The 24,305-nt window shown below is 71.9% G+C and carries 20 protein-coding genes; 8 read left to right on the forward strand and 12 right to left on the reverse strand.

Annotated features, from left to right (window positions below):
* The first annotated feature begins 26 nt into the window (after positions 1-26).
* From IF78_RS0100420 to narI, 5 genes are all read left to right on the forward strand, one after another.
* Positions 27-842, forward strand: coding sequence for an SAM-dependent methyltransferase (locus IF78_RS0100420; RefSeq protein WP_031475872.1), 816 nt, complete (start codon positions 27-29; stop codon positions 840-842).
* 110 nt (positions 843-952) lie between these two features.
* Complete coding sequence (locus IF78_RS0100425) at positions 953-4,645, forward strand: nitrate reductase subunit alpha (RefSeq protein WP_031475870.1); 3,693 nt, start codon at positions 953-955, stop codon at positions 4,643-4,645.
* Entirely contained in the window at positions 4,645-6,276 is a 1,632-nt protein-coding gene (narH, locus tag IF78_RS0100430; RefSeq protein ID WP_031475868.1) for a nitrate reductase subunit beta, read from the forward strand. Before IF78_RS0100425 ends, narH begins: the two co-directional genes overlap by 1 nt.
* A complete protein-coding gene (narJ, locus tag IF78_RS0100435; RefSeq protein ID WP_031475866.1) occupies positions 6,276-6,770 on the forward strand; it encodes a nitrate reductase molybdenum cofactor assembly chaperone in 495 nt (164 codons plus the stop codon). Before narH ends, narJ begins: the two co-directional genes overlap by 1 nt.
* Positions 6,767-7,489 carry a respiratory nitrate reductase subunit gamma gene (gene narI / locus IF78_RS0100440; RefSeq protein ID WP_031475864.1) on the forward strand — a complete coding sequence of 241 codons (723 nt, stop codon included), beginning with the start codon at positions 6,767-6,769 and terminating at the stop codon, positions 7,487-7,489. The genes narJ and narI overlap by 4 nt, the downstream gene beginning before the upstream one ends.
* Here narI and dnaK read toward each other — a convergent pair.
* The 6 genes from dnaK to IF78_RS0100470 form a co-directional block, all read right to left on the reverse strand.
* Positions 7,486-9,354: a molecular chaperone DnaK gene (gene dnaK, locus IF78_RS0100445; RefSeq protein ID WP_031475862.1), complete on the reverse strand. Its 1,869-nt coding sequence runs from the start codon at positions 9,352-9,354 to the stop codon at positions 7,486-7,488. The genes narI and dnaK overlap by 4 nt on opposite strands.
* Positions 9,355-9,489: 135 nt before the next feature.
* Complete coding sequence (locus IF78_RS0100450) at positions 9,490-9,918, reverse strand: OsmC family protein (RefSeq protein ID WP_031475860.1); 429 nt, start codon at positions 9,916-9,918, stop codon at positions 9,490-9,492.
* 64 nt (positions 9,919-9,982) lie between these two features.
* Positions 9,983-11,782: a vWA domain-containing protein gene (locus IF78_RS0100455; RefSeq protein ID WP_031475858.1), complete on the reverse strand. Its 1,800-nt coding sequence runs from the start codon at positions 11,780-11,782 to the stop codon at positions 9,983-9,985.
* Positions 11,779-12,840, reverse strand: a complete 1,062-nt coding sequence (locus tag IF78_RS0100460) for an ATP-binding protein (RefSeq protein WP_031475856.1) — start codon at positions 12,838-12,840, stop codon at positions 11,779-11,781. The genes IF78_RS0100455 and IF78_RS0100460 overlap by 4 nt, the downstream gene beginning before the upstream one ends.
* Before the next feature lie 229 nt (positions 12,841-13,069).
* Positions 13,070-15,163, reverse strand: coding sequence for a phage holin family protein (locus IF78_RS0100465; protein WP_031475854.1), 2,094 nt, complete (start codon positions 15,161-15,163; stop codon positions 13,070-13,072).
* Between the two features lie 158 nt (positions 15,164-15,321).
* Complete coding sequence (locus IF78_RS0100470; RefSeq protein ID WP_031475852.1) at positions 15,322-15,729, reverse strand: hypothetical protein; 408 nt, start codon at positions 15,727-15,729, stop codon at positions 15,322-15,324.
* Positions 15,730-15,813: 84 nt separating this feature from the next.
* On the opposite strand from IF78_RS0100470, the gene IF78_RS0100475 reads away from it, so the two are divergent.
* Both IF78_RS0100475 and IF78_RS0100480 read left to right on the forward strand, forming a co-directional pair.
* The gene (locus IF78_RS0100475; RefSeq protein ID WP_031475850.1) at positions 15,814-16,587 is read left to right on the forward strand and encodes an MBL fold metallo-hydrolase; all 774 of its coding nucleotides are present in this window, start codon (positions 15,814-15,816) and stop codon (positions 16,585-16,587) included.
* Positions 16,584-17,213 (forward strand): DedA family protein, encoded by a 630-nt coding sequence (locus tag IF78_RS0100480; RefSeq protein WP_031475848.1) that lies wholly within the window; start codon positions 16,584-16,586, stop codon positions 17,211-17,213. The genes IF78_RS0100475 and IF78_RS0100480 overlap by 4 nt, the downstream gene beginning before the upstream one ends.
* Before the next feature lie 38 nt (positions 17,214-17,251).
* Here IF78_RS0100480 and IF78_RS0100485 read toward each other — a convergent pair whose 3' ends face one another.
* From IF78_RS0100485 to IF78_RS0100500, 4 genes are all read right to left on the reverse strand, one after another.
* A complete protein-coding gene (locus IF78_RS0100485) occupies positions 17,252-18,385 on the reverse strand; it encodes an MBL fold metallo-hydrolase (RefSeq protein WP_031475847.1) in 1,134 nt (377 codons plus the stop codon).
* Positions 18,382-19,629 carry an aminotransferase class I/II-fold pyridoxal phosphate-dependent enzyme gene (locus tag IF78_RS0100490; protein WP_031475845.1) on the reverse strand — a complete coding sequence of 416 codons (1,248 nt, stop codon included), beginning with the start codon at positions 19,627-19,629 and terminating at the stop codon, positions 18,382-18,384. The genes IF78_RS0100485 and IF78_RS0100490 overlap by 4 nt, the downstream gene beginning before the upstream one ends.
* Positions 19,630-19,879: 250 nt before the next feature.
* Positions 19,880-20,773: a hypothetical protein gene (locus tag IF78_RS0100495; protein WP_031475843.1), complete on the reverse strand. Its 894-nt coding sequence runs from the start codon at positions 20,771-20,773 to the stop codon at positions 19,880-19,882.
* A gap of 314 nt (positions 20,774-21,087) precedes the next feature.
* Positions 21,088-21,804, reverse strand: a complete 717-nt coding sequence (locus IF78_RS0100500; protein ID WP_031475841.1) for an ANTAR domain-containing response regulator — start codon at positions 21,802-21,804, stop codon at positions 21,088-21,090.
* Between the two features lie 123 nt (positions 21,805-21,927).
* Between IF78_RS0100500 and IF78_RS0100505 the strand changes: the two genes are divergently transcribed.
* Positions 21,928-23,055 (forward strand): GAF domain-containing protein, encoded by a 1,128-nt coding sequence (locus tag IF78_RS0100505; protein WP_031475839.1) that lies wholly within the window; start codon positions 21,928-21,930, stop codon positions 23,053-23,055.
* Between the two features lie 6 nt (positions 23,056-23,061).
* Here IF78_RS0100505 and IF78_RS0100510 read toward each other — a convergent pair whose 3' ends face one another.
* Together IF78_RS0100510 and IF78_RS50340 are read right to left on the reverse strand one after the other, a co-directional pair.
* The gene (locus IF78_RS0100510) at positions 23,062-23,853 is read right to left on the reverse strand and encodes an RNA polymerase sigma factor SigF (protein WP_031475837.1); all 792 of its coding nucleotides are present in this window, start codon (positions 23,851-23,853) and stop codon (positions 23,062-23,064) included.
* A 206-nt stretch (positions 23,854-24,059) separates the two neighbouring features.
* A complete protein-coding gene (locus tag IF78_RS50340) occupies positions 24,060-24,191 on the reverse strand; it encodes a hypothetical protein (RefSeq protein ID WP_267882927.1) in 132 nt (43 codons plus the stop codon).
* Between the last annotated feature and the right edge of the window lie 114 nt (positions 24,192-24,305).

A 24,305-nucleotide genomic window follows, 5' to 3' on the forward strand; every position in this document is an offset into this window, starting at 1 on the left:
CGACGAGCCCGAGGAGAACGCACCGCATGACCGGATCCGAGTCCGCGCCCACCCGTGTCGACACCAGCCGGCCGCACCCGGCACGCGTCTACGACTGGTGGCTGGGCGGCAAGGACAACTACCCGGTGGACGAGGAACTGGCCCGGCGGATCCTCGCCGTGGACGGCACGGTCCGGCGCGGGGCGCGCGCCAACCGCCGGTTCATGCACCGGGCCGTCCGCACGGTCGCCGAGGCCGGGATCCGCCAGTTCCTCGACATCGGCACGGGCATCCCCACCGAGCCCAACCTCCACCAGGTCGCGCAGGGCGTGGCCCGGGAGTCCAAGGTCGTGTACGCGGACAACGACCCGATCGTGCTGCGGCACGCGGAGGCGCTGCTGCACGGCTCCGCCGAGGGCAGCACCACCTATGTGCATGCCGACGTCCGTGACATCGACACCCTGCTGGGCCGGGCCGGCGAGTCCCTGGACCTCGCCGAGCCGGTCGCGCTGTCGCTGGTGGCCCTGACCCACTACCTGGGCGACGACCCCGACGGTGACGACGTGTACGGCTTGCTGAGGAGGTACGTGGCCGCGCTCGCCCCGGGCAGCTACCTGATCCTGTCCCAGGTCACCCCGGACCTCAGCCCGGAGGCCATCGAGCAGGCGGCGAACCAGTTCCGGCGCAGCGGCACTCCCTTCCACCCCCGGTCGCTGGCGGAGTTCTCCCGCTTCTTCGACGGGCTCGAACTGCTCGGCCCCGGCGTCATCCCCGTCCACGGCTGGCGCCCGGAGCAGGTGGACGTGGCCGCCCAGGCGGAGGGCATCGTGCCGGTGTACGCGGGGGTGGCCCGCAAGAACTGACCCGTACGGGTCCATGACGAGTGACCCGTACGGGCGCCGTGAACGGGTGCGCTCCCGCGCCCCGCCCTAGGTTCGTGACCAGGGCCTGGGGGCAACCAGAGGGAGCGCCTGTGACCGACACGGAGATACCGCCCGCCCCGCCCGCCGAGCCGGGCGCGGCGTTGCTCAAGGCCGGGAGGTTCTTCCGGCCGGGTACGGCCGCGCCCGATCTGCACAGCGTCGAGCTGACCGGCGGGCGGGAGGCGGACGCCTTCCACCGGGACCGCTGGAGCCACGACAAGGTCGTGACCTCCACGCACGGCGTGAACTGCACGGGCTCGTGCCGCTGGAAGGTGTACGTCAAGGACGGCATCATCACCTGGGAGACGCAGGCGACGGACTACCCGTCGGTCGGCCCCGACCGCCCCGAGTACGAGCCCCGCGGCTGCCCGCGCGGCGCGGCCTTCTCCTGGTACACCTACTCCCCCACCCGGGTCCGCTACCCGTACGTCCGCGGCGTTCTCCTGGACATGTACCGGGAGGCGAAGGACCGCCTGCGCGACCCCGTCCTGGCCTGGGCGGACATCCAGGACGACCCCGAGCGGCGCCGCCGCTACCAGCGGGCGCGCGGCAAGGGCGGTCTGGTGCGGGCGAGTTGGGACGAGGCGGTCGAGCTGGTCGCGGCGGCCCACGTCCACACCATCAAGACGTACGGCCCCGACCGCATCGCCGGTTTCTCCCCCATCCCGGCGATGTCGATGGTGTCGCACGCGGCGGGTGCCCGCTTCCACTCCCTGATCGGCGCCCCGATGCTGTCGTTCTACGACTGGTACGCCGACCTCCCCGTGGCCTCGCCGCAGGTCTTCGGCGACCAGACCGACGTGCCGGAGTCGGGCGACTGGTGGGACGCGGCGTATCTGATGATGTGGGGCTCGAACGTCCCGGTGACCCGCACACCCGACGCGCACTGGATGACGGAGGCCCGCTACCGGGGCCAGAAGGTGGTGGTCGTCGCCCCCGACTACGCCGACAACGCCAAGTTCGCCGACGAGTGGCTCCACCCGCACCCGGGCACGGACGGCGCGTTGGCCCTCGCCATGGGGCATGTGATCCTCAAGGAGTTCTTCGTCGACCGTGAGACACCGTTCTTCGCGGACTACGTACGGCGGTTCACCGATCTGCCCTTCCTGGTCACCCTGGAGGAACGGGACGGTGCCTACGTCCCCGCGAAGTTCCTGCGCGCCTCGGACCTGGGGCAGGGGGGCGAGGGCGCCGAGTGGAAGACGGTCGTGCTGGACGAGGTGTCGGGCCGCGCGGTCGCCCCGAACGGCTCGCTCGGCTTTCGCTGGACCGAGTCGGGCAAGGGCCGATGGAACCTCGAACTCGGCGACATACGCCCGACGTTGAGCCTCTACGGCAGTGAGGTCGCCGCCGGTGTCGAGGTGCTGCTCCCGCGCTTCGACACCGAGGGCGGGCCGCACGGTCAGGGGCGCGGGGACGTCGTACGGCGTGGTGTCCCGGCAACGAAGTTGGGCGGTAGGCGCGGCCCGCTGGTGACCACGGTCTTCGATCTGCTGCTCGCGCAGTACGGAGTGGCACGTTCCGGGCTGCCGGGCCGCTGGCCGGTGTCGTACGACGACGCCGACGCGCCCGGCACGCCCGCCTGGCAGGAGGCGCACACGTCCGTTCCGGCGGCCAAGTGCGTGCGGATCGCGCGGGAGTTCGCTCGGACGGCGGAGCGGTCGAAGGGCCGCTGCATGATCCTGATGGGCGCCGGCACCAACCACTGGTTCCACTCGGAGACGATCTACCGCGCCTTCCTCGCCCTGCTCCAGCTCACCGGCTGCCAGGGCCGCAACGGCGGTGGCTGGGCGCACTACGTCGGCCAGGAGAAGTGCCGTCCGGTGACCGGCTGGGCGACGCTCGCGGCCGCGTCGGACTGGTCGCGTCCGCCGCGCCAGATGATCGGCACGGCGTACTGGTTCCTCAACACCGACCAGTGGCGCTACGACCGGTTCACGGCCGACGTGCTCGCCTCGCCGCTCGGTGCGGGGCGGTTCCGGGGCATGACGGGCGCGGACTGCCTCGCGTTGTCGGCGCGTGCCGGGTGGATGCCGTCGTATCCGACCTTCGACCGCAATCCGCTGGAGCTCGGCGACACGTTCGGCGATCCCGTGGCCCGAGTGGTGGCCGAACTGCGCGCGGGCACCCTGAAGTTCGCCTGCGAGGACCCGGACGCGCCGGAGAACTGGCCGCGGGTGCTGACACTGTGGCGGGCCAACCTGCTCGGGTCGTCGGCGAAGGGCGCCGAGTACTTCACCCGGCATCTGCTGGGCACGCACTCGTCACTGCGAGCCGAGGAGGCCCCCGAGGACGTGCGCCCGCGCGAGGTGACCTGGCATGACGAGGCACCCGAGGGCAAGCTCGACCTGCTGCTGTCGCTGGACTTTCGGCAGACGTCGTCCACGCTGCTGTCCGACGTCGTGCTGCCCGCCGCGACCTGGTACGAGAAGCACGACCTGTCGAGCACGGACATGCACCCCTACGTGCACTCCTTCACCCCGGCCGTGGATCCGCCGTGGCAGGCGCGCACCGACTTCGACACGTTCAAGGCGCTGGCCGAGCGGCTCAGCGAGCTGGCCGTCGACCATCTCGGCGTACGCAAGGACCTGGTGGCGACCCCGCTCCAGCACGACACCCCGGGCGAGATCGCCCAGCCGGGCGGGGTCGTCCTGGACTGGAGGCGCAGGGAGTGCGCTCCGGTGCCCGGGAAGACCATGCCGAACCTGACCGTCGTGGAGCGGGACTACACGGCGATCGGCGCCAAGTTCGCCTCGCTCGGGCCGCTGGTGGAGGAACTGGGGCTGCCCGCCAAGGGCATCGCGCTGAGGCCGGACGAGGAGGTCGAGGATCTCCGGCACCTGAACGGCGTGACGCCCGACGGCCGCCCCCGCCTGGATACGGCCGTGAAGGCGGCGAACATCATCCTCGCCCTCTCCGGCACGACCAACGGCCGCCTCGCCACCCAGGGCTTCCGCACGCTTCAGGCCCGCACCGGGCAGGAGATGGCGCACCTGGCGGCCGAGCACGAGGGCAGGCGGATCACGTACGCGGACGCGCAGGCCGCGCCGGTGCCGGTGATCACCTCACCGGAGTGGTCGGGCAGCGAGTCGGGCGGGCGGCGCTACACCGCCTTCACCCTCAACACCGAGCACCTCAAGCCCTGGCACACGCTCACCGGCCGCCAGCACTTCTTCCTGGACCACGACTGGATCCACGAACTCGGCGAGGCACTCCCCGTCTACCGGCCGCCGCTGGACATGAACAGGCTGTTCGGCGAACCGCGCCTCGGCCCGGACGGGCAGCGGGAGGTGACGGTCCGTTACCTCACCCCGCACAACAAGTGGTCCATCCACTCCGAGTACCAGGACAACCTGTTCATGCTGGCCCTGTCCCGCGGCGGTCAGAACATCTGGATGTCCCCGCAGGACGCGGACGCGATCGGCGTCGTCGACAACGACTGGGTCGAGGCGGTCAACCGCAACGGCGTGATCGTCGCCCGGGCCGTCGTCTCGCACCGTATGCCGCAGGGCATGGTCTACATGCACCACGCGCAGGAACGCACGGTCGCCGTCCCGAAGACGGAGACCACCGGCCGGCGCGGCGGCATCCACAACTCGCTGACCCGGCTGATCCTCAAGCCGTCCCATCTCGTCGGCGGCTACGCCCAGTTGTCGTGGGCGTTCAACTACCTGGGCCCGACGGGCAACCAGCGCGACGAGGTCACGGTGATCCGCCGCCGCAGCCAGGAGGTCGAGTACTGATGCGTCCGATGGCCCAGATCGCGATGGTGATGAACCTCGACAAGTGCATCGGCTGTCACACCTGCTCGGTCACCTGCAAGCAGGCGTGGACCAACCGGCGTGGCATGGAGTACGTCTGGTTCAACAACGTCGAGACCCGCCCCGGCCAGGGCTACCCCCGCCGCTACGAGGACCAGGAACGCTGGCGCGGCGGCTGGGAGCTGAACCGGCGCGGCGCGCTCAAGCTGAAGGCGGGCGGGCGGATCCGCAAGCTCGCCGGGATCTTCTCCAACCCCGAACTGCCGGAGATCAAGGACTACTACGAGCCCTGGACGTACGACTACAGGAACCTCACCGACGCGCCCCTCGGTGACGACTTCCCGGTGGCGGAGCCGATATCGCAGCTCGACGGCAAACCGATGAAGATCGAGTGGTCGGCGAACTGGGACGACAACCTCGCCGGTGCCCCCGCCCACGGCGACCTGGACCCGATGGTCGAGCGGGCGCGCAAGCAGGCCTCGGACAAGGTGCGGTTCGAGTTCGAGCAGTCCTTCATGTTCTATCTGCCGCGCATCTGCGAGCACTGCCTCAACCCGTCCTGCGTGGCCTCCTGCCCGTCGGGGGCGATGTACAAGCGGGCGGAGGACGGCATCGTCCTCGTCGACCAGGACCGGTGCCGGGGCTGGCGGATGTGCGTGACGGGATGCCCGTACAAGAAGGTGTACTTCAACCATCGCACCGGCAAGGCGGAGAAGTGCACGATGTGCTATCCGCGGGTCGAGGTCGGTCTGCCGACGGTCTGCTCGGAGACGTGCGTGGGGCGGCTGCGGTATCTCGGGGTGATGCTGTACGACGCCGACAAGGTGACGGCGGCCGCCTCCGTTCGGGACGAACGCGCCCTGTACGAGGCGCAGTTGGATGTCTTCCTCGACCCCGAGGACTCCCGGGTGCGGCAGGAGTGCGAGGAGGCGGGAATCCCGTACGACTGGCTGGAAGCGGCACGCCGCTCCCCCGTGCACGCGCTGATCAGCAGGTACCGGGTGGCGCTGCCGCTGCATCCGGAGTACCGGACGATGCCGATGGTCTGGTACATCCCGCCGCTCTCCCCGGTGGTGGACGCGCTGACGGAGACCGGTCACGACGGTGAGGACGCGGGGAACCTGTTCGGCGCGATCGACAGCCTGCGCATCCCGCTGGAGTACCTGGCGGAGCTGTTCACCGCCGGCGACCTCGGCCCGGTCCGGTCCTCGCTGGAGAAGCTCGCCGCGATGCGCTCCCACATGCGGGCGATCAACCTCGGGGAGGAGCCGGACCCCTCGGTGCCGGCCGCCGTCGGCATGGGTGCCTACGAGATCGAGCAGATGTACCGGCTGCTGGCGATCGCCAAGTACGAGGACCGGTACGTGATTCCGACGGCCGCCATCGGCGATGCCCGGCGCCTTGAGGAGTCGGCGCTCCCGCAGGGGTGCAGCCTCGACTTCGACGGCGGGCCGGGCATGGGCGGGGACGGCCCCTTCGGCCGGGACTCGGGCCGCAAGCTGCTGCCGCTGGTGCCGGTGGAGGAGAACTTCCACATCCTGCGCGGACGGCAGACCGCCGACGACACCGACCCGGCCGCCGTGACCCACACATCCGACGCCGAGGAGGCGTGATGCCCTCCTTCGAGGTGCTCTACCAGGCAGCCGCGCTCTGCCTGACCTACCCCGACGACGACTTCCGCGCGCGCCTGCCACTCCTGCGTGAAGCCGCCCCGCAACTACGGGAGTTCACCGACCACGCCGCGGTCACGCCGCCACGGGAGCTCGCCGCGCACTACGTCGAGGTCTTCGACTTCGACAACCGCCACAGCCTGTACCTGAGCTGGTGGCACGACGGGGACACCCGGCGGCGCGGGATGTCGCTGGTCCGCTTCAAGGAGCTCTACCGCGCGCACGGCCTGGAGTTCACCGGCGAGGAACTGCCCGACTTCCTGCCCGCGGTCCTGGAGTTCGCGGCCCGCACCGGCAACACCGACCTGCTGCTGGAACACCGGGACGCCCTGGAGCAACTGCGCTCCCGGCTCACCGGCTTCGGGACTGCGTACGCGTCCGTCCTGGACGCCGTGTGCGCCACACTGCCGACCGCACACACAGGGGTGCGCTCATGACCACACTGCTCTGGGGCGTCCTGCCGTACGTCACCTTCGCCCTGCTCGTCGCCGGTCTCGTCTGGCGCCACCGCTACGACAGGTTCGGCTGGACCACGCGCTCGTCGCAGGTCCACGAGTCGAGACTCCTGAACATCGCCTCGCCCGCCTTCCACTACGGCATCCTGTTCGTGCTGGCCGGCCATGTCGTCAGGCTCTTCGTCCCCGAGTCGTGGACGGACGCGGTCGGCGTGAGCGAGCACACGTACCACCTGTTCTCCCTCTACGGCGGTACGGCGGCGGGGCTGCTCACGGTCGCCGGAATCGCGCTGCTGGTCTACCGTCGCCGCACCAACGCCCCGGTGTTCCGCGCGACGACGGTCAACGACAAGATCATGTACGTCGTCCTGCTCGCGGCGATCGTGATGGGCATGGTCGCCAAGCTGGCCCACGCCTCCGGCGACGGCTACGACTACCGCCAGTCGATCGCTGTCTGGGCCCGCAGCCTGTTCACCCTGCGGCCGGACATCGACCGGATGACGGGCGTGCCGGTGCTGTACGAGATCCACGCGGTGATCGGCATGGTGCTGATCGCGCTGGTGCCGTACACGCGGCTGGTGCACATGTTCAGCGCGCCGGTGCAGTACCTGTTCCGGCCGTATGTGGTGTACCGCAGCCGCGACCTCGAACAGCTGGGGCCGCGGCCGGAGCGGCGTGGCTGGGAGAAGGCCGGATCCTAGGCCGCCCCGCCCTTCTGGTCCTTCTCGTCGTCGACGATCTCCGCGTCCACCACGCCGTCGTCGTCCTGCGGTGAGGACTGCTCCGTGCCGGTGGCGCCGTCCGTCGGGGTCTGCTGGGACTGGGCGTACATGGCCTGGCCCATCTTCTGGCTGACGGTGGCGAGTTTCTCGACGCCGCTGCGCAGGGCGTTCGTCTCGGCGTTCTGCTCCAGTTGCTGCTTGAGCTCCGCGATCGCCGACTCGACCTCCGACCTGGTGTCCGCCGGGACCTGGGCCTCGTTGTCGCGGATGAACTTCTCGGTCTGGTAGACGAGCTGTTCGGCCTGGTTCCTCGTCTCCGCCGCCTCCCGGCGCTTGCGGTCCTCCTCGGCGTACTGCTCGGCGTCACGCATCATGCGGTCGATGTCGTCCTTGGGGAGGGCCGAGCCGCCGGTGACCGTCATCTTCTGTTCGCGGCCGGTGGCCAGGTCCTTGGCGGAGACGTGCATGATCCCGTTCGCGTCGATGTCGAACGCGACCTCGATCTGCGGCACCCCGCGCGGTGCCGGCGGCAGGCCGGTGAGGTCGAAGACGCCGAGCTTCTTGTTGTACGCGGCGATCTCGCGTTCGCCCTGGTAGACCTGGATGCCGACGGAGGGCTGGTTGTCGGCGGCCGTGGTGAAGATCTCCGAACGCCGGGTGGGGATCGTCGTGTTGCGTTCGATGAGCTTCGTCATGATGCCGCCCTTGGTCTCGATGCCGAGGGACAGCGGGGTGACGTCGAGGAGGAGGACGTCCTTGACGTCGCCGCGGATGACGCCGGCCTGGAGGGTCGCGCCGACGGCCACGACCTCGTCGGGGTTGACGCCCTTGTGCGGGTCCTTGCCGGTGAGTTCCTTGACGAGTTCGGTGACGGCGGGCATACGGGTGGAGCCGCCGACGAGGATGACGTGGTCGACCGCGGAAAGCTTGATGCCCGCGTCCTTGACCGCCTGGTGGAAGGGGGTCTTGCAGCGGTCGAGGAGGTCGGCGGTCAGTTCCTGGAACTGGGCCCGCGTCATCTTCTCGTCGAGGTGGAGGGGGCCCTCGGCGGAGGCGGTGATGTAGGGCAGGTTGATCGTCGTCTCGGAGGAGCTGGACAGCTCGATCTTGGCCTTCTCGGCGCCTTCACGAAGCCGCTGCAGCGCCATCTTGTCGTTGCCGAGGTCGATGCCGTACTGCCCCTTGAACTTCTTCACCAGGTGCTCGACGATCCGCTGGTCCCAGTCGTCACCGCCCAGGTGTGTGTCGCCGTTGGTGGCCTTGACCTCGATGACGCCGTCGCCGATCTCCAGCAGGGAGACGTCGAAGGTGCCGCCGCCGAGGTCGAAGACCAGCACCGTCTGCTCCTCACCCCGGTCGAGGCCGTAGGCGAGGGCGGCGGCCGTGGGCTCGTTGATGATCCTGAGGACCTTCAGGCCCGCGATCTCCCCGGCCTCCTTGGTGGCCTGCCGCTGGGCGTCGTCGAAGTACGCGGGGACGGTGATCACGGCGTCGGTGACGTCCTCGCCGAGGTAGGACTCGGCGTCCCGCTTCAGCTTCTGCAGCACCCGGGAGGACAGCTCCTGCGCCCGGTAGCGGGTGCCGTCGATGTCGCCCTGATCGGGGAAGCGCCAGTTGCCGTCGCCCATGTGCCGCTTCACGGAGCGGGCGGTGCGCTCGACGTTCGTCACCGCCTGCCGCTTGGCCACCTCACCCACGAGCACCTCGCCGTTCTTGGCGAAGGCCACGACCGAGGGTGTGGTCCTGGCTCCCTCCGCGTTGGCGACGACAGTGGGTTCGCCGCCCTCCAGGACGGCCACCACCGAGTTCGTGGTCCCGAGATCGATCCCGACCGCGCGTGCCATCGTTGTCCCCTTCCGCCAGGGCACCCCTTTGAACACCAGCACAAAACTTGAGTGGGTTCTTGTCAATGGGGCGAGTGACCCGGGGGACGGGCGCCAAACGGGGGCTGAGCGGGCGCTCAGCCCCCAGCGGAGCGCTCAGGCAAGCTTCGCCGACAGGGTGATCGTCGTGCCGGTCAGGGCCTGGCTGACCGGGCAGTTCTTCTTGGCGTCCTCAGCGGCGGCGACGAAGGTCTCGTTGTCGATGCCGGGAACCGTGCCCTCGACGGTGAGGTGGATGCCCGTGATGCCCTCACCCGGCTGGAAGCTCACGTCGGCCGAGGTGACGAGCTTGGTGGGCGGGGTGCCGGCGCCGTTCAGGGCGTGCGACAGCGCCATGGAGAAGCAGCTGGAGTGCGCTGCGGCGATCAGCTCCTCCGGGCTGGTCTTGCCGTTGGCATCCTGCGAGCGCGAGGCCCACGTGACCGGCTGCGCCGCGATGGCACCGGAAGAGTCGAAGTTGACGACACCGTTGCCCTCGAGCAGGTTGCCTTCCCAGACGGTGTGTGCGGAGCGCGTGGTTGCCACGATTCTTCCTTTCGCGTGGGGGCCCGTTTCCTGGGTCCGTACCCCCATCCGATCACACTCCGGCTCACTGCACGCGGAAGACCGGCCCACGCGGGGTGAACGGCAGCCGACGACCCTGTGGAATGAGGTACGCGTGCTCGCGCCGCACCCGCAGGACATCGCACCAGCCGTCCGTGATGATCAGCACGGGCGCGCCCGGCGGGAAGTCGTCCGCGCGCTGGAGAAGGTCGATCCCGGGCTGCAGGACCGTGCCTCCCCGGCCGTGCACCCGTACCCGCCCGGCGATGTCCGTCACCGGCACATAGCCCGCGTCGTGCGGCGCCGCGTCGCAGAACACCACGCGCGCCGCCGGTACGTCCCGGGCCTCGGCGTAGGAGGCGATGGCGCCGAGCGCCTTGCCGAGGAGCACCCGGTCCATGGAACCGGAGGTGTCCAGGACGACGCCGAAGGTGCAGCGGGCGATCTCCTCGGGCGGGAAGTAACGGCCCGCGCGCGGGATGTCGGGGGTCGACGCCTGGCGACGGGCGGGACGGGCGTACGTCCGCACCGGCTCCGGGCGCGGCACGAACTCGTCGAACCAGCGGGCCAGTCGGGCGTCCCACGGCAGCGGCGGATGGCTGAGCGCGCGGATCTCCTGGACCAGGCCCCCGGGCAGGAAACCGCGCTCTTGCTGCTGGTGCAGGTCCAGGCCGTGCGAGAGGCCCCGGCGGTAGAACTCGTCGAGGTCGCAGGTGTCGCCGGGCGGCCCGAGCGGGGCGCCGAGCACATCGCCGACGCCCTTGCCGCGCAGGGTGGCCAGCCGGCGCATCCGGCGCGGGTCGCCGGCGATGCGGTCGTACACCTCCTCCGCGGACAGGCCGGTGAACTGCGCGTCGTACAGGAGGCCTTGGGGCATCTCCCCGACCTGCATCTCGCGCAGCCAGCCGTTGATGACGTAGTCGCAGGCGACGTTGAACAGGTACGGGTCGCGGGTGCCGCACCGGTCGCCGTGACGCAGGGCGGCGTGGAGCATCTCGTGGGCGAGGATGAACCGCCATTCCTCGTCCTCGAAGTGACGCAGCGGGTTGATGTAGATCTCGCCGGCCTCGGCGTTGACGGCGGCGACGGCGATGCCGTGGGCATGGGCGAGTTCGGCGTCGGCGACCAGCCTGATGCCGGCCGCGATGCCGCCGAGCAGCGGGTAGGAGGTGATGAACCACTCCAGCGCCCACTGCCAGGGCCGTTTCTTGACCGGCTCGCCGTTCATGGAGTCGCGGCGGCCGCCCGCCATGTCCATCGCGGTGGAGACGGTCCGGGTCAGCGCGGTGGCGAAGGCCAGCTGGTGGTCGGGGGGCTGCGAGTACCAGCCCGTCCACTCCATCAGGAGCTGGTCGGGCTCCGGGCCCGCGGTGCCGCAGTGCTCGTAGGCGGCCGGGATGCCGTGCCGGCGCCAGCTCGCGGCGAGTTGCTCCTCGTCGCCGTCCGGGTACGACAGGGGCAGGTGCTCCGGGATCTGCCCCACGGGGAAGGAGAGCAGGAAGCGGTTGACGACGACGCAGCGTGCGGCGATGTCGTACCGGTCGGGCTGCTCGCGCTTGCCCTTCACCGCGGGGACGTGCCCGAAGCCGAGGTGCAGCAGAGCGTGCGCGATCGTCCACGCCCAAACGGCGGGCTCGGCGATGCGGGAGGGGTGGAAGTGCAGGTCGCCGTCGGAGTCGACACGGACCAGCCCGTCGCGGGGCGCATGCTCGCACTCCGCATGGCGGCAGATCCCGAACTCGACGGCGGCGAGCGCGGGGTTGGCGCGCACGAGCCGTAGCCCCTCGGTGAACGCTTCGGTCGCGAGGTCCCGCTTCCTGTGCCCCTTGCCCTGGTTGCGGCTCATCGCCGTGCCTCCACCAGCCGCGGCATGTCCCGCGCCGCCTCCACCAGGAACCAGGACGGGAGCACCGGGTTGCCGTCGGCGTCGGAGGCGATGACGCTCTGGGCGACCTCGACGGAGATCTCCGCGAGCTGCACGAGGAGCGACTTCGCGCGGTACGCGGTCTGCCGGCCGCTCGCCGACATGTGCTCCTTGCTCGCGGGCAGTTCCTTGATCAGGCGGCCGCGGAACGACTCGGCGAGGTAGTAGAGCAGGTCGCGGTCCGCCATGCGGTGCGGCCAGCGGGCGTCGCCCTTGATGATCGCCTCGATGCCGAACTGGCTGCGCACGATCTTGACGTAGCCGCAGAACGCGGTGGCGTGCGTCGGCGTCAGCGTGCCGTGCGCGAGGACTTTCAGCGTCTCCTCGTCGAGGTCGCGGCCGAAGGAGTGCAGGGCGTCGGAGAGCATGTGCCAGGAGCGGGGCGTGGAGAACGGCTCCTCGGTCTTCGGCGGCTTGGACCACAGGTGGTCGGGGCGGTCGGTGAGGTGGTCCAGGATCCACGGGTGGATGCCGTTGTTCGCGGCCCAGGTCAGCCAGTCCTTGGCGGAGGCCTCGAGGTGGACGTGGGTGAGACGGTTGACGAGCGCGGAGGCGATGGGCCGGGCGAGCGCGTTGTCGGTGGCCCGGTTTCCGGCGCCGATGACGATGGACCCCTTGGGCAGTTCGTAGGTGCCGATACGGCGGTCCAGGATCAGCGAGTAGAACGCCTTCTGCACATCCGGGGTGGCCGCGTTCAGCTCGTCCAGGAACAGGCAGTACGGCTCGTCGCGGGCGATCGCCTCCGGCGGGCAGAACACCGACCGCCCGTCCCGGATCTGCGGCACGCCGATCAGGTCCTCCGGGGCGAGCTGGGTGCCGAGCAGGCTCACGCACTCCAGCCCCAGCGACTCGGCGAAGTCCCTGACGAGGGAGGACTTTCCGATGCCGGGGGCGCCCCAGATGAAGACCGGCCGCACGGTGGCGAGGCCGAGCAGGAGGTCGGGGATACGGGCGGGCGTGACGGTTACGGCTGCCTGCAAGGCAGGGGCTCCTTGGGATGTTCGAGAAGGGCGTGCAGGTGTGCGACGCCGGATACGACCAGTGTGTGCGGGCCGCGTGACCGGCGCAGCCGATTTTCCGGCGGTCCGGCGTGACCGGAATGTGCCCTGGGCAAAACCGTCGGGCGGTGACACGTTGAAGCACGGTCCTCCGTGAGAGCCGCTCCTTCGTTCATGGGGGTACGCAGGAGCGGCGCCCCCCACCGGGCGGTCAGGCCGCCCGCTGGTCCTGCCGCTCCGTCAGCGGCACTTGAGGGCCGTCCGCCTCCCGCAGCCAGCGCCGCAGCACGCGGTGGACGTGCTCGGCGCCGACGAGGTCCTCCCCGTCGTCGACGGGCGCGGAGAAGGCCAGCGGCGACAGCAGGAACGGCTTGCCCTGCGCGCCGCCGAGTCCGCCGTGCGAGCCGATCTGCTCCTCGAAGGCGAGGACCTCGCCGTCGGCCGGGTCGAATGCGGAGTTGACCATGATGTCGGCGGCGTTCGGGAAGGCGTGCGTGCGGCGTACGACGTCGGCGGCGCCCGGCCCGAACGCCTCCAACGGCCCGGGCTTGTCGTCCAGTTGATCGAGGGGGATCTCCGCACCGTACGCGCCGAGCACGACCCCGCCGTGCTCGGCGCTGCGCACGAGCAGGAAGCCGACGCCGGGATGGTTGGCGAGGGTGCTGAGCAGGGCCGGGTGGCGGGCGTCGATCTCCTCCTTGGTCATCCGGTGCGGCACGTCCGGGAAGGAGACCAGGCCGAGGTTGCCGGAGGCCAGCACGATCGGCTCCGAACGGCGCGAGGGGCGGTGCTGCTCGCCGCCCTCCTCGACGGGGATGCGCAGCGCCGCGCGGACCGCCGCCCGGGCCTCGGCGCCGCTGTGGGTGCGCTGCGCCCGGCGCGGCACGGGCAGCCCGCAGCCGGCGCGCACCAGGTCGCCGAGGCCGAGACCGTAGCGGGAGCGGAAGGTCTCGCCGGGGCTCTGGCCATGGTCCGACAGCACGACGATGCGGTACGGCCGCGGGGCGTGCTCGGCGACCTTCTCGATCAACGCCAGCGCGCGGTCGAGGCGTTCGAGGACCTTCTCGGTGTCGCGGCCGGCCGGCCCGGAGTGGTGGGCCACTTCGTCGTACGCCACGAGGTCGGCGTAGACGGCGGTGCGGCCGGCGAGCATGTCGCCCATCACCGCGGCGACGACGACGTCCCGTTCGACGACGGTCGCGAAGGCGCGGATGAACGGGTAGAGGCCGCCGCGGGAGACCCTCGGCCGGACCTGCCGGGCCCGGGCCAGGGTGGACTGGCCGATCTCCCGGCCGACCTCGGCGATGAAGGAGAGCGCCGTGCGTACGGCGTTGGCCGGGTCGGAGAAGTAGGCGAAGTAGCCGGCCCGGGAGCGGTTCTCCCGGCCGCGTCGTCTGGCCGCGATGGACAGCACGAGAGCCTGCTCGTCGGCGCCGCCGCTGAAGAGGTTGCCGCGGCTGGCTCCGTCGGCGCCGAGGAGCCCGCCGTCACCGGTGCGTTCGATGGCCCGGCGCTGGAGTTCGGCGGCGCTGGTGGGGCGGTTGCAGACCATCACCTCGCGGCCGGCCTTCTCGTACCAGCGGAACGCGGGGACGTCGTGGTTGCTGCCGTGCAGGATGCCGAGCTGGCTGGCGCCGGTCTGGCTGGACCAGTCGGTGCGCCAGGGGGTGAGCCGGTGGGTGGGGCGGGCGGCGCCGCCGGGGCTGTCGCCTGTGCCGTCGCCGAGCCAGCGGGCGACGGTCGGCATCAGGTCCTTGCCGACGGCGTCGAGGAGGATGTCGTGGCCGACGCCGTCGAGCTGGACGAAGACGGTGCCGGGGCTGGACGGTCCGGGTGGCAGGGCCCGGCGCCGGCGGTCGGCGAGGCGGTACAGGCGGCGCCGGTACGCGTCGTCGTCCCGTACGGCCAGGGCGGCGCCCGTGGCGGAGGCGACGGCGGACATCACGGCGGCGACGATGACGGCGGTCTCGGGGGCGGCCTCGCTGTCACCGGAGGGCACCAGGCGCAGGGCGACGATGAGCAGCGAGCCGTTGAGGAAGAACACCAGCAGGCCGAGCACGAGGGCGGGCACGAGCAGCAGGAGCCGTACGAGGAGGGGCCAGAAGAGCGCCGAGAGCAGACCGAACGCACCTGCGCCCAGGGCCGCGGTGATGGCGATACGGGTGGCGCTGTCGCCGTCCGCCGACTGCAGTTGGAAGTCGGGCAGGAGGCCGGCGAGCACGAGCATGGTGAGGGTGGACACGGCCCATACGGCAACGCTCCGCCCGATCTGACTGGCGACCCGTCGCCAACGCCCGTCACGCACGCCCAGCCCACCTCACGTCCCGGCCCGCCGCCCCGAAACGGGCCTTTCGCACCCAGCGTGGCACATGGCTGTGACAGCGGCCGGTGGTCTTCGGCCCTCCAGAGGGCCGGGCTCACCCGTTCCTGGGGGCTGCCGCCCCAGCCCCCCGAACCCCATCGTCAGCGCCCGTCGTACCCGGCCGTCGGCATCGACAGCCTCCGGTGTACCCGGGCCTTCATCTGGGCGTCGTACAGCGGCTCCGCGCGGCCCACCGTCTCCACCCGCACCCCGCGCCGGGCGCACTCCGCGGTGAACTCCTCGACGGACGACAGGGCGCTCTCCAGCACCCTGCGGCTGGGCGCCACGAACAGATCGAGGCCAGAGCGGACGCCTTCCCACAGCACGCTGTGGTCGGCCCGCAACGCCCGTACGAGAAGCTCGCGCGCGACGACGTACCCGTGCTCGGCCGCCCAGTGCGCGCACATCGCGTGCTGGCTGCGGGAGTCCACCAGGAAGGGATCGGCGTCCAGCTCTTCGAGCGGCGTCAGACTGGCGATCGCCGTGACGCGCACTACGGATGGCCCCATGGCGCCCCCCTCACCTCCGGGTTTCGCCGCCGACCCTACTCCAGCCCGTACGCTTCGGGGAGTCGCGCGAAGGAGGCAAAGCAGGTGCCGGTGGAGATCACCTGGTGGGGGCACGCCACCTGCACGATCGAGGACTCGAACGTGCGCGTCCTCACCGACCCCTTGTTCGCGCGCCGGCTCGCACACCTGCGCCGCCGCCGGGGTGCGCCGCCGCCGCCCGACGCCCGGCGCGCGGACGTCGCCCTGGTCTCCCACCTCCACGCCGACCACCTGCATGTGCCGTCCCTGGCCAGGCTGCCGCAGGGCACCCGCTTGCTCGTGCCCGCCGGCGCGCCCCGCGCGGTGCCGGGCCTGCGCCGCCTCACCTGGCTGCGGGTGACCGAGATGGCGCCCGGGGACGTGACGTCGGTGGGCGAGCTGACCGTGCGGGCCGTGCCCGCGCGGCACGACGGGCGGCGACTGCCCGTCGGCCCGCACCGCTCCCCCGCCCTCGGCTACGTCATCGAGGGCGAGGCACGCACGTACTTCGCCGGGGACACCGGGCTGTTCGACGCCATGGCGAAGGAGGTCGGGCCGGTGGACGTGACGCTGCTGCCGGTGGGCGGCTGGGGGCCGTATCTCGGGGAAGGCCATCTGGACGCGGGACGGGCGGCCGAGGCACTGGCCCGGCTCTCGCCGCGCAGTGCTGTGCCGGTTCACTACGGCACCTACTGGCCGATCGGCATGGACGCCGTACGTCCCCATGAATTCCACTCGCCCGGCGACGAGTTCGCACGGCTCGCGGCCGAACGCGCGCCCGGCGTGGCGGTGCACCGGCTGGCGCACGGGGACAGCGTGCGCCTGGGGGTGGCCCCGTGACGACACTGGCCGCCACCGCGACGACGATCCCGCCGGAGTCGACGCAGCAGGCGATCGGCTATCCGTCGCTGTTTCTGCTGGTGCTGATCGGGGCGCTGGTGCCCGTCGTGCCGACGGGCGCGTTGGTGAGTTCGGCGGCGGTGGTGGCGTTTCACCAGACGGCGCCGTTCTCGCTGGCGCTGGTGTTCGTGACGGCGTCGACGGCCGCGTTCCTGGGCGATGCGACGCTGTACTGGCTGGGCAGGCGCGGCATGGGCTCGAAGAACGGCTCGCGCTGGCTGGAGGCGATCCGTTCGCGCGCGCCGGAGGAGCGGCTCACGCAGGCGCAGGACAAGCTCGCGGCCCACGGTGTCGCCGTGCTGGTGCTGTCCCGGCTGGTGCCGGCGGGGCGGCTTCCGGTGATGCTGGCGTGTCTGCTGGCGAAGTGGCCGATGCGGCGGTTCGCGCGCGGCAACCTTCCGGCGTGCCTGGCGTGGGCGGTGACGTATCAGTTGATCGGGATCCTGGGGGGCTCGCTGTTCGACGAGCCGTGGGAGGGCGTGGTGGCGGCCGTTGCGCTGACCGTGCTGATCAGCGCCGTCCCAGGTGTGTGGCGGAGGATCCGGAAGGGAACCGAGGCCGCCTAGACCCTGGTCCCCCGCGCGGCCTTGCGCCGGCCACCGCCTTACTCGAGGACGCGTGATCCTCCCACCGGCAGGTCCCACAGGTCCTCCCGGTCCAGCCCCGCCTTCTCCCACGCCGCACGCACGCGCGTGAGCGGTTCCAGGACCGGCTCCGCCGACAGGACGAACGTCGCCCAGTGCATCGGCGCCATCCTGCGCGCGCCGAGATCCTGGGCTGCTCGCACCGCCTCCTCGGGGTCGCAGTGGACGTCGCTGAGCCACCAGCGGGGGTCGTAGGCGCCGATGGGGAGCAGGGCGAGGTCGATGCCGGGGTAGCGCTCGCCGATGCGGGTGAACCAGTGGCCGTAACCGGTGTCGCCCGCGAAGTACACGCGCTGTCCGTCGGGGGCGGTGAGCACCCAGCCGCCCCACAGGCTGCGGCAGGTGTCGATGAGGGTGCGCTTGGACCAGTGGTGGGCGGGCACGAAGTCGAAGCGGACGCCGGACAGTTCGGCCGCCTCCCACCAGTCCAGCTCGGTGACCTGGGTGAACCTGCGGCGCCGGAACCAGCCGGCGAGCCCGGCCGGCGCGAACACGGGGGTGTCGCGCGGGAGTCGGCGCAGTGTGGGGGCGTCCAGGTGGTCGTAGTGGTTGTGGCTGACGACGACCGCGTCGACGCGCGGCAGGTCGCTCCAGGCGATGCCGACGGGGGTGATACGGGCCGGGGTGCCGAGGATACGGCGTGACCAGACCGGGTCGGTGAGGACGGTCAGCCCGCCGATCCGGACGACCCAACTGGCGTGCCCCGCCCATGAGACGGCGACCGTGCGCGCGTCCACGCGGGGCAGCGGGCCCGGCTCGAAGGGCAGCCGCGGGATGTCGGCGAGGCCCTCCCGGCCGGGGCGTACGGCGCCCTCGCGGGCGAAGCGGGCGAGGGCCTTGATACCGGGGAGGGGGGCGGTGAGGCGGTCGTGGAAGGTCCGTGGCCACGCCCGGCGTTCGTTCAGCGGGCGGGGTGCGGCGAGCGGCGGGAACGGGGGCGCGAACGGCGACGCGTCCGCCGGGGCGTCGGCCTCCCGCGTGGTCGCGCTTGCCGTGCTCGCTCGCGTGGTGGTCGTACGCGTGGTGGTCATACGCGTGGTGGCCGTGGGCGAGGTGGTCGTGGGCGAGGTGGTCGACTCGGACTGCTGCGTCATCGAGGAGGCTCCCATCGCTCAGCGTCGTCGCGGAGATCGTCGAAGACCGACTTCAAGTGGATCAACGCGCGTTGCACGTGTGGCAGTTCCAACGGCGAGGGTGAACTGATGCATTCCGTGCGTTCCTCGTCGGTGCCCGCCACGAGCGCGCCGGTGGACAGCCGTACGCGCAACGCCCCGAGCTCGTCGCCGAAGCGGTGCCCGCCCGGCGCCGGCATGCCCAGGCGGGCGGCGAGGAAGTCCTCCAGGTCCTGCGCGTCCCCCACGCCGTGCGAGGACAGCCCGGCGCGCAGGGGGCCGAGGTCGACGTACACGTGCCGCCCGGCCTGCGGCGGCCGCGCCAGGGCCCCGGCACCGACGGCGGCCGCGTGCGCGGCGCCGGCAACGCGCGCGTGCAGGCGTACGGCGGAGGTGACCCGCGCGGTGACCGGGTCGGGCTCCGCCAGCGCGTAACCGGCCGCGAGGGCGACGGGGCCGGCGACGCGGGCGCCGAGCGCGGTGAGCACGTCCAGCACGCGCGCGTGGAGGCCGTCGCCGTCCTCGCCCCCGGGGAACCGGGCGATCGCGGCCGGCCAGCCCGGCGGGAGGTGGGCGCCGGCCAGGTCCGTGACGACGGTGACCTGCTCGGGCAGCATCTCGGCGGGGCTGAGCAGCACGGTGTCGTGCGGGGCGTGCAGGGTGTCGCGCCACGTCTCGTCGCTGACCAGGTGCAGTCCCTCGTCGGTGGCCGCCTCCAGGGTCTCGTGCAGCATCTCGGGCGGGGCCACGGTGGCGGTGGGGTCGTCGGCGACGGACAGCACGAGCAGCCGCGGGTCACCGCCCTCGGCGCGGACCCGGCGCACGGTCTCCAGGAGGGTGTACGGGTCCGGGACACCGCCGCACTCTGCCGGTGTGGCCACGTGGAAGACGGGTCTGCCCAGCAGGCGTGCGTACGGCGCCCACCAGGCGGCACAGGGCCGCGGCACCAGGACGTCACCGCCGAGCGCGAAGGTCAGCGCGAGCAGCAGGGCGGGGGCACCGGGGCCGGCCACCGCCCGCTCGGGTGCGGTCGGCAGGCCACGCCGTTCCCAGTAGCCGCAGGCGGCGTCCAGGAGCGCGGGGCCGCCCCCGATCGGTTCGCTCTCGGACCGCCCCGCGGCCGCGGCGAGCACGGCGGCCAGCTCGGGCAGCACGGGCAGCCCGTCGTCCGGGAGCGGCGGCCCGTAACGGACGGGGCCGTGGCCTTCGGGGTCCGTCCGGCGCATCGGTGCCTCCGAGCTGTGCCTGGTGCTGGGTGGTTCGTCGTGGTTCGGTGCTCCGTGCGGGTCGGTGTGCCGTGCTGCGCGTGGTGCGGGTCCTGCGGTTCGTAAGGTGCGGGGGCCGCGTCGCGCATACTTCCGGTGCTCTGCGTACCCATCGTGGGGCCACCCCATGGGCACCCGCCGGGGTTTCGCCCGTCGTGGCACCGGACGTCCCCGGCCGACCGGCGTCCCTCCGGAAGTGTGTTCGTACGGATCAGTCCTGCGCGGCGGGCGACTTGCGGCGCAGCCGGTACAGCGCGCCACCCATGGCACCCGCGATCAGGACGCCGCCGGCGATCAGCGCGGGGACGGAGTCCGTGAAGGCACCGCCCGCGCCGGCCTGCACACCGTGCTCCTTGGCCGCGCTGCCGCAGTCCTCCGCATGCGACTCGCCCGCGCCCCAGGGGGCCTCATTCTCCCTCGGGTTCGAGTAGGGGTCGCTCATGTGGGGGTGGGTACCGTCCGAACGGGAATCGGCGCAGGGATGGCGGCTGCCGCTGCCGTTGCCGTCCTTGCCGCCCTCCTTGCCGCCCTCGCTGCCGTCCATGCCACCTTCAGCGCCTCCCTTGCCGCCCTCGGTGCCGCCTTGGCTTCCCTGGGTGCCGGTCTGTCCGCCCTCGATGCCGGTCTGTCCGGCCTCGGTGCCGTCCTGGCCACCGCCACCGCTGTCCGTGCCTCCGTCGCTGTCGCGGGTCACTGTGAACGTCGCGCTCCATGGCTTGCCCTCCCCGCCGGCTGCCGCAGGGCAGGCTCCGTCCACGGTCCACGCGGAGTCGGATCCGACCGCGTCCGGGTCGCCCTCGAAGTTGTCGGCCGGCGGGACGCGGGCGGTGCCGCTGTAGGCGGGCCCCGCCGCCTTCTCGTCGTTGCCGGATACCTGCTTCAGCTGGACGGTGCCCTCCTCGAACGCCTGTGAGGTGGCGTCGACGGTGGTGGGCGCCTGCCCGTCGAGCGTGTCGCAGGAGACGGACACGTTCACGCTGCCGCCCGGGGACACGGTGCCGGGGCTGACCTCCGCGGCCGGGTCCGACCAGGCGGCCGAGGCGGCGAAGCCCAGGACGACACCGATGAGGGCGGCGACGGACAGGGCACGGGCGGTGCGGCGCATGGGGTGGACTCCTTCGGCCGACGGCTGCGGGAATGGGGCGGTCGTGCCCCCGCTGCCATGACAGCCCTCCCGGCGCCCGGGCGCGCGCGGCCGGACACCATTCGCGGGACGGGGACGGCCGAGCGGGTGACGCCGTGGGATCGGCAGGGGCGCTCGAGGCGAGTTCGGTTTCCGAACGGGGCCGCATGTGATGCATCCGGTTTCCGCACTCGGGCGACCTCAGCAGGTCCGGTTTCCAGACCGAGACGGCTCAAGTGAGTCCGGTTTCCCAACCGAGTCCGCCACCGCGACTCCGCCGCCCCCACGCCCCCCTGTCAGTTCATCAGCGCCGCCAGATCCCGCTCCAGTCCCCGTCCCCGCCTGCTGACGACGCCGGACGCGACGTCCGCCAGCTTGCGGTTGGTGCCCTGTGAGATGCGGCGCAGTACCGAGAAGGCGGCGTCGGCGTCGCAGCCGAGGACGTGCATGACGATGCCGCACGCCTGGTCGACGACGGGCCGGGAGCGCAGGGCGGCGCCGAGGTGGCCGAGTTCGGTGAGCGCGGCGCGGTAGGAGCGGTCGCGGACCAGGCAGCTCGCGGCGAGTTCGCCGAGTGCCTGCGCGGGCCCGTAAGAGGCGTTGTCCAGGGCGCCGGGCCGGAAGCTGTAGAGGCTGAGCGTCACGGTGAGCCCGGAGCGGCGGAACGGCAGCGTGACGCTGGACCGCACGCCCGAGTCGAGCGCCATCGCGCGGTACTCGGGCCAGCGCTCGTCGCGCAGCAGGTCGGCCGAGTCCACGGGCTCGCCGTGTTCCAGCGCGTCCGGAATGGGCCCGTCCCCGGAGCGGAGCTGCACGGCGACGAGTCCGGCGAGGTCGGGATGGGTGACGGCGGCCGGCCGTTCGGCTTCGGCCTCGCACACCATGCTGCTCGCGCCGCAGCAGTCGGCGGTGCAGCGCACGGCCTGTTCGGCCAACTCGGACAGTCTGCGCCCCGGAAGGGCGGCCTCGGCCGACTCGTCACCCCAGCGGTCCACCTGTTCGTGAGCGGGCATGCTCGACTCCTCCTCCTTGGTGCGCGTGCCCCGTCCCGGGCCGGGAAAACAACAGAAGAACAGGCCGGGCCGGTTGCTGCCCCGGCGCCCCGAATCGCCTTGCCGCCAGCTAGGTTCGTCACCATGGCGCAGACGGACGAATTCGGTGAAGAGCTCGTGGACTTCGTGCGCCGCGTCGCGGAACTCAAGGCGGCGCGGTCCGTTTCGGGAGGGGATCTGCCGACGGTCCTCGACGCGGCCATCTTCGAACTCGACCACGTCGCCGACCAGTTGTGGCCCTGGTACGAGCGGCTGTCCTCGGGCGGACAGCCCCGTACGGGCTCCGCCGACCGCCAGGAGCAGCATCTGCTGCGCGCGGTGTTCCAGCGGTTTCCGCTGCCGGTGGCCCTGGTGGACCGGGCGGCGGTGGTGCGTCGGCTGAACTTCGCGGCGACGTCGTTCACGGGCGTCCGGGCGGGCTTTGCGACGGGCCGCCCGCTGACCGCTCTGCTCGCCCACGCCGACCGGGCGGCGTTCCGTTCCCAGGCCGCCGCGGTGGCCCGCGGCGAAGGCGACCGCAGCCTCACCGTGCACCTCCAGCAGCAGCCGTCCGCACCGGTCCACACGACCCTGGCCGCCGTACGCCCGAGCGGGGAGCCGCACCCCACCGTGCTGGTGGTGCTGCAGCCCGGCGATCCCCTGGCACCCGGCACACCGCCCGCCATCGCCACCTCGGCGCCCTCGGTCCCCGACCTCACCGAGACGACCCGGCACGCGGCCCTGATGGACCTCCTGGACGAGATGACCACGACCCTGCTGACCGCCCCGCGCGGCGACCGCGACGCGATCGTCCGCCGGGCGGCCCAGGTCCTCCACGGCCGGTTCGCCGACTGGGTGATCGTCGACATGGGCAGCGCCAGGATGTCCCGTACGACGGTGCTGGCCCCCTCGGCCGAGGAAGCGGCCGCGCTCGCGGAACGGGACCCGGCCCTGTCCCCCCTGATCACGGAGGCGGCACACACCGGTTCCCCGTCCCTCCAGGTCCGCCCCGAGGACCCGGACGCCTTCGGCAGAACCGCGGAGGGCGCCCCCGTCCTCGTACAGGCGAACGTCACGTCACTGCTGTGCGTGCCCCTGAGGGTCGGGGGCGCCGTACAGGGCGTGCTCACCCTCTTCCGCTGCGGAGCCCGCCTGGCGTTCTCCATGGCGGAGGCGAAGGCGATGGACACGGTGTCCCGCCATATGGCGTTGGCGATGACGGCAACGCCCTAGTGGGGCTCAGGCCACGTCACTGAGGACCTGTTCCCGCACCCGACTGCAGCACCGGCTGATCAGCCGGGACACGTGCATCTGCGAGATCCCCAGGTGCTCGGCGATCCGGCTCTGGGTCATGTCGCCGAAGAACCGCATGTACAGGATGGCTCGCTCACGCTCGGGCAGCGCCGCCAGGCGGGGCGCGACGGCCTCACGGTCGACCACCGTGTCCAGCGCGGGGTCGGCGGAGCCCAAGGCGTCGCTCAGCGAGTAGCCGTCATCGCTGCCGGGCAGTTCCGCGTCCAGCGACAGGGCGGTGAAACTCTCGAGCGCCTCGAGGCCGACCTTGACGTCGGCCTCGCTCATGTCCGCGTGCTCGGCGATCTCGGCGACGGTCGGCCTGCGGCCGGAGACGGTCTGCAGATCCTGGACGGCGAACCGTACCCGGTTGCGCAGGTCCTGCACCCGGCGGGGCACATGCAGCGTCCACATGTGGTCCCGGAAGTGCCGCTTGATCTCGCCGGTGATGGTGGGCACGGCGTAGCTCTCGAAGGCGTTGCCGCGCTCGGGGTCGTAGCGGTCGACGGCCTTGACCAGGCCGAGCGCGGCCACCTGCCGCAGATCCTCGAAGCTCTCGCCGCGGCTGCGGAACCGCCCGGCGAGCCGGTCGGCCATGGGCAGCCACGCCTCGACGATCCTGTCTCGGACGGTGTCGCGCTGCTGCCCCTCCGGCAGCGTGGCGAGCCTGCGGAAGTCCTCCGCGGTGTCGGGGGCGTCGTCGTGCGGGTGGTGCTTCGCGCTCACTGGAGTGGGCATGGTGCGTCGCAACTCCCTTGGCTGTGCTCTGGTTTGGACGGTTACCGCGGGAGTGGAGGGCGCGTACCGGAACCGGACACACCCGTGGCGGGGAAACGCCGCTCCCACGGACGTGCCTCCTGTCCGAAGCACTGATGGTTCGCCTGCCCCCACGTCGGCGCCGCAAACACCGCGCGGGCCGACCGCCCCCTCAGAGCCTGTGGCTCTCAACGGACCGGCGCCACCCGCTCCGGCCTGTCGTCCTCCTGCTCCCGCGGCAGCAACAGGTCCTCGTAACGGCCCAGCGCCAGCACCACGCCGAGCATGACGAGCGGGAGCAGCACAGCGAGCAGCACCATGGCCTGGTCCTTCCCCAGAAGGTGCGCGGGGGGTGGGAGCCGGGTCTCCCTCCTTCCGGTGGGCAAACCCTGTGTCGGCCCCCGGTGTGCGGGTACGCGGTGCGCAGCCCGAAG

It is taken from the genome of Streptomyces bicolor, from assembly GCF_000719285.1.
GTDB classification, from domain to species: Bacteria; Actinomycetota; Actinomycetes; order Streptomycetales; family Streptomycetaceae; genus Streptomyces; species Streptomyces bicolor.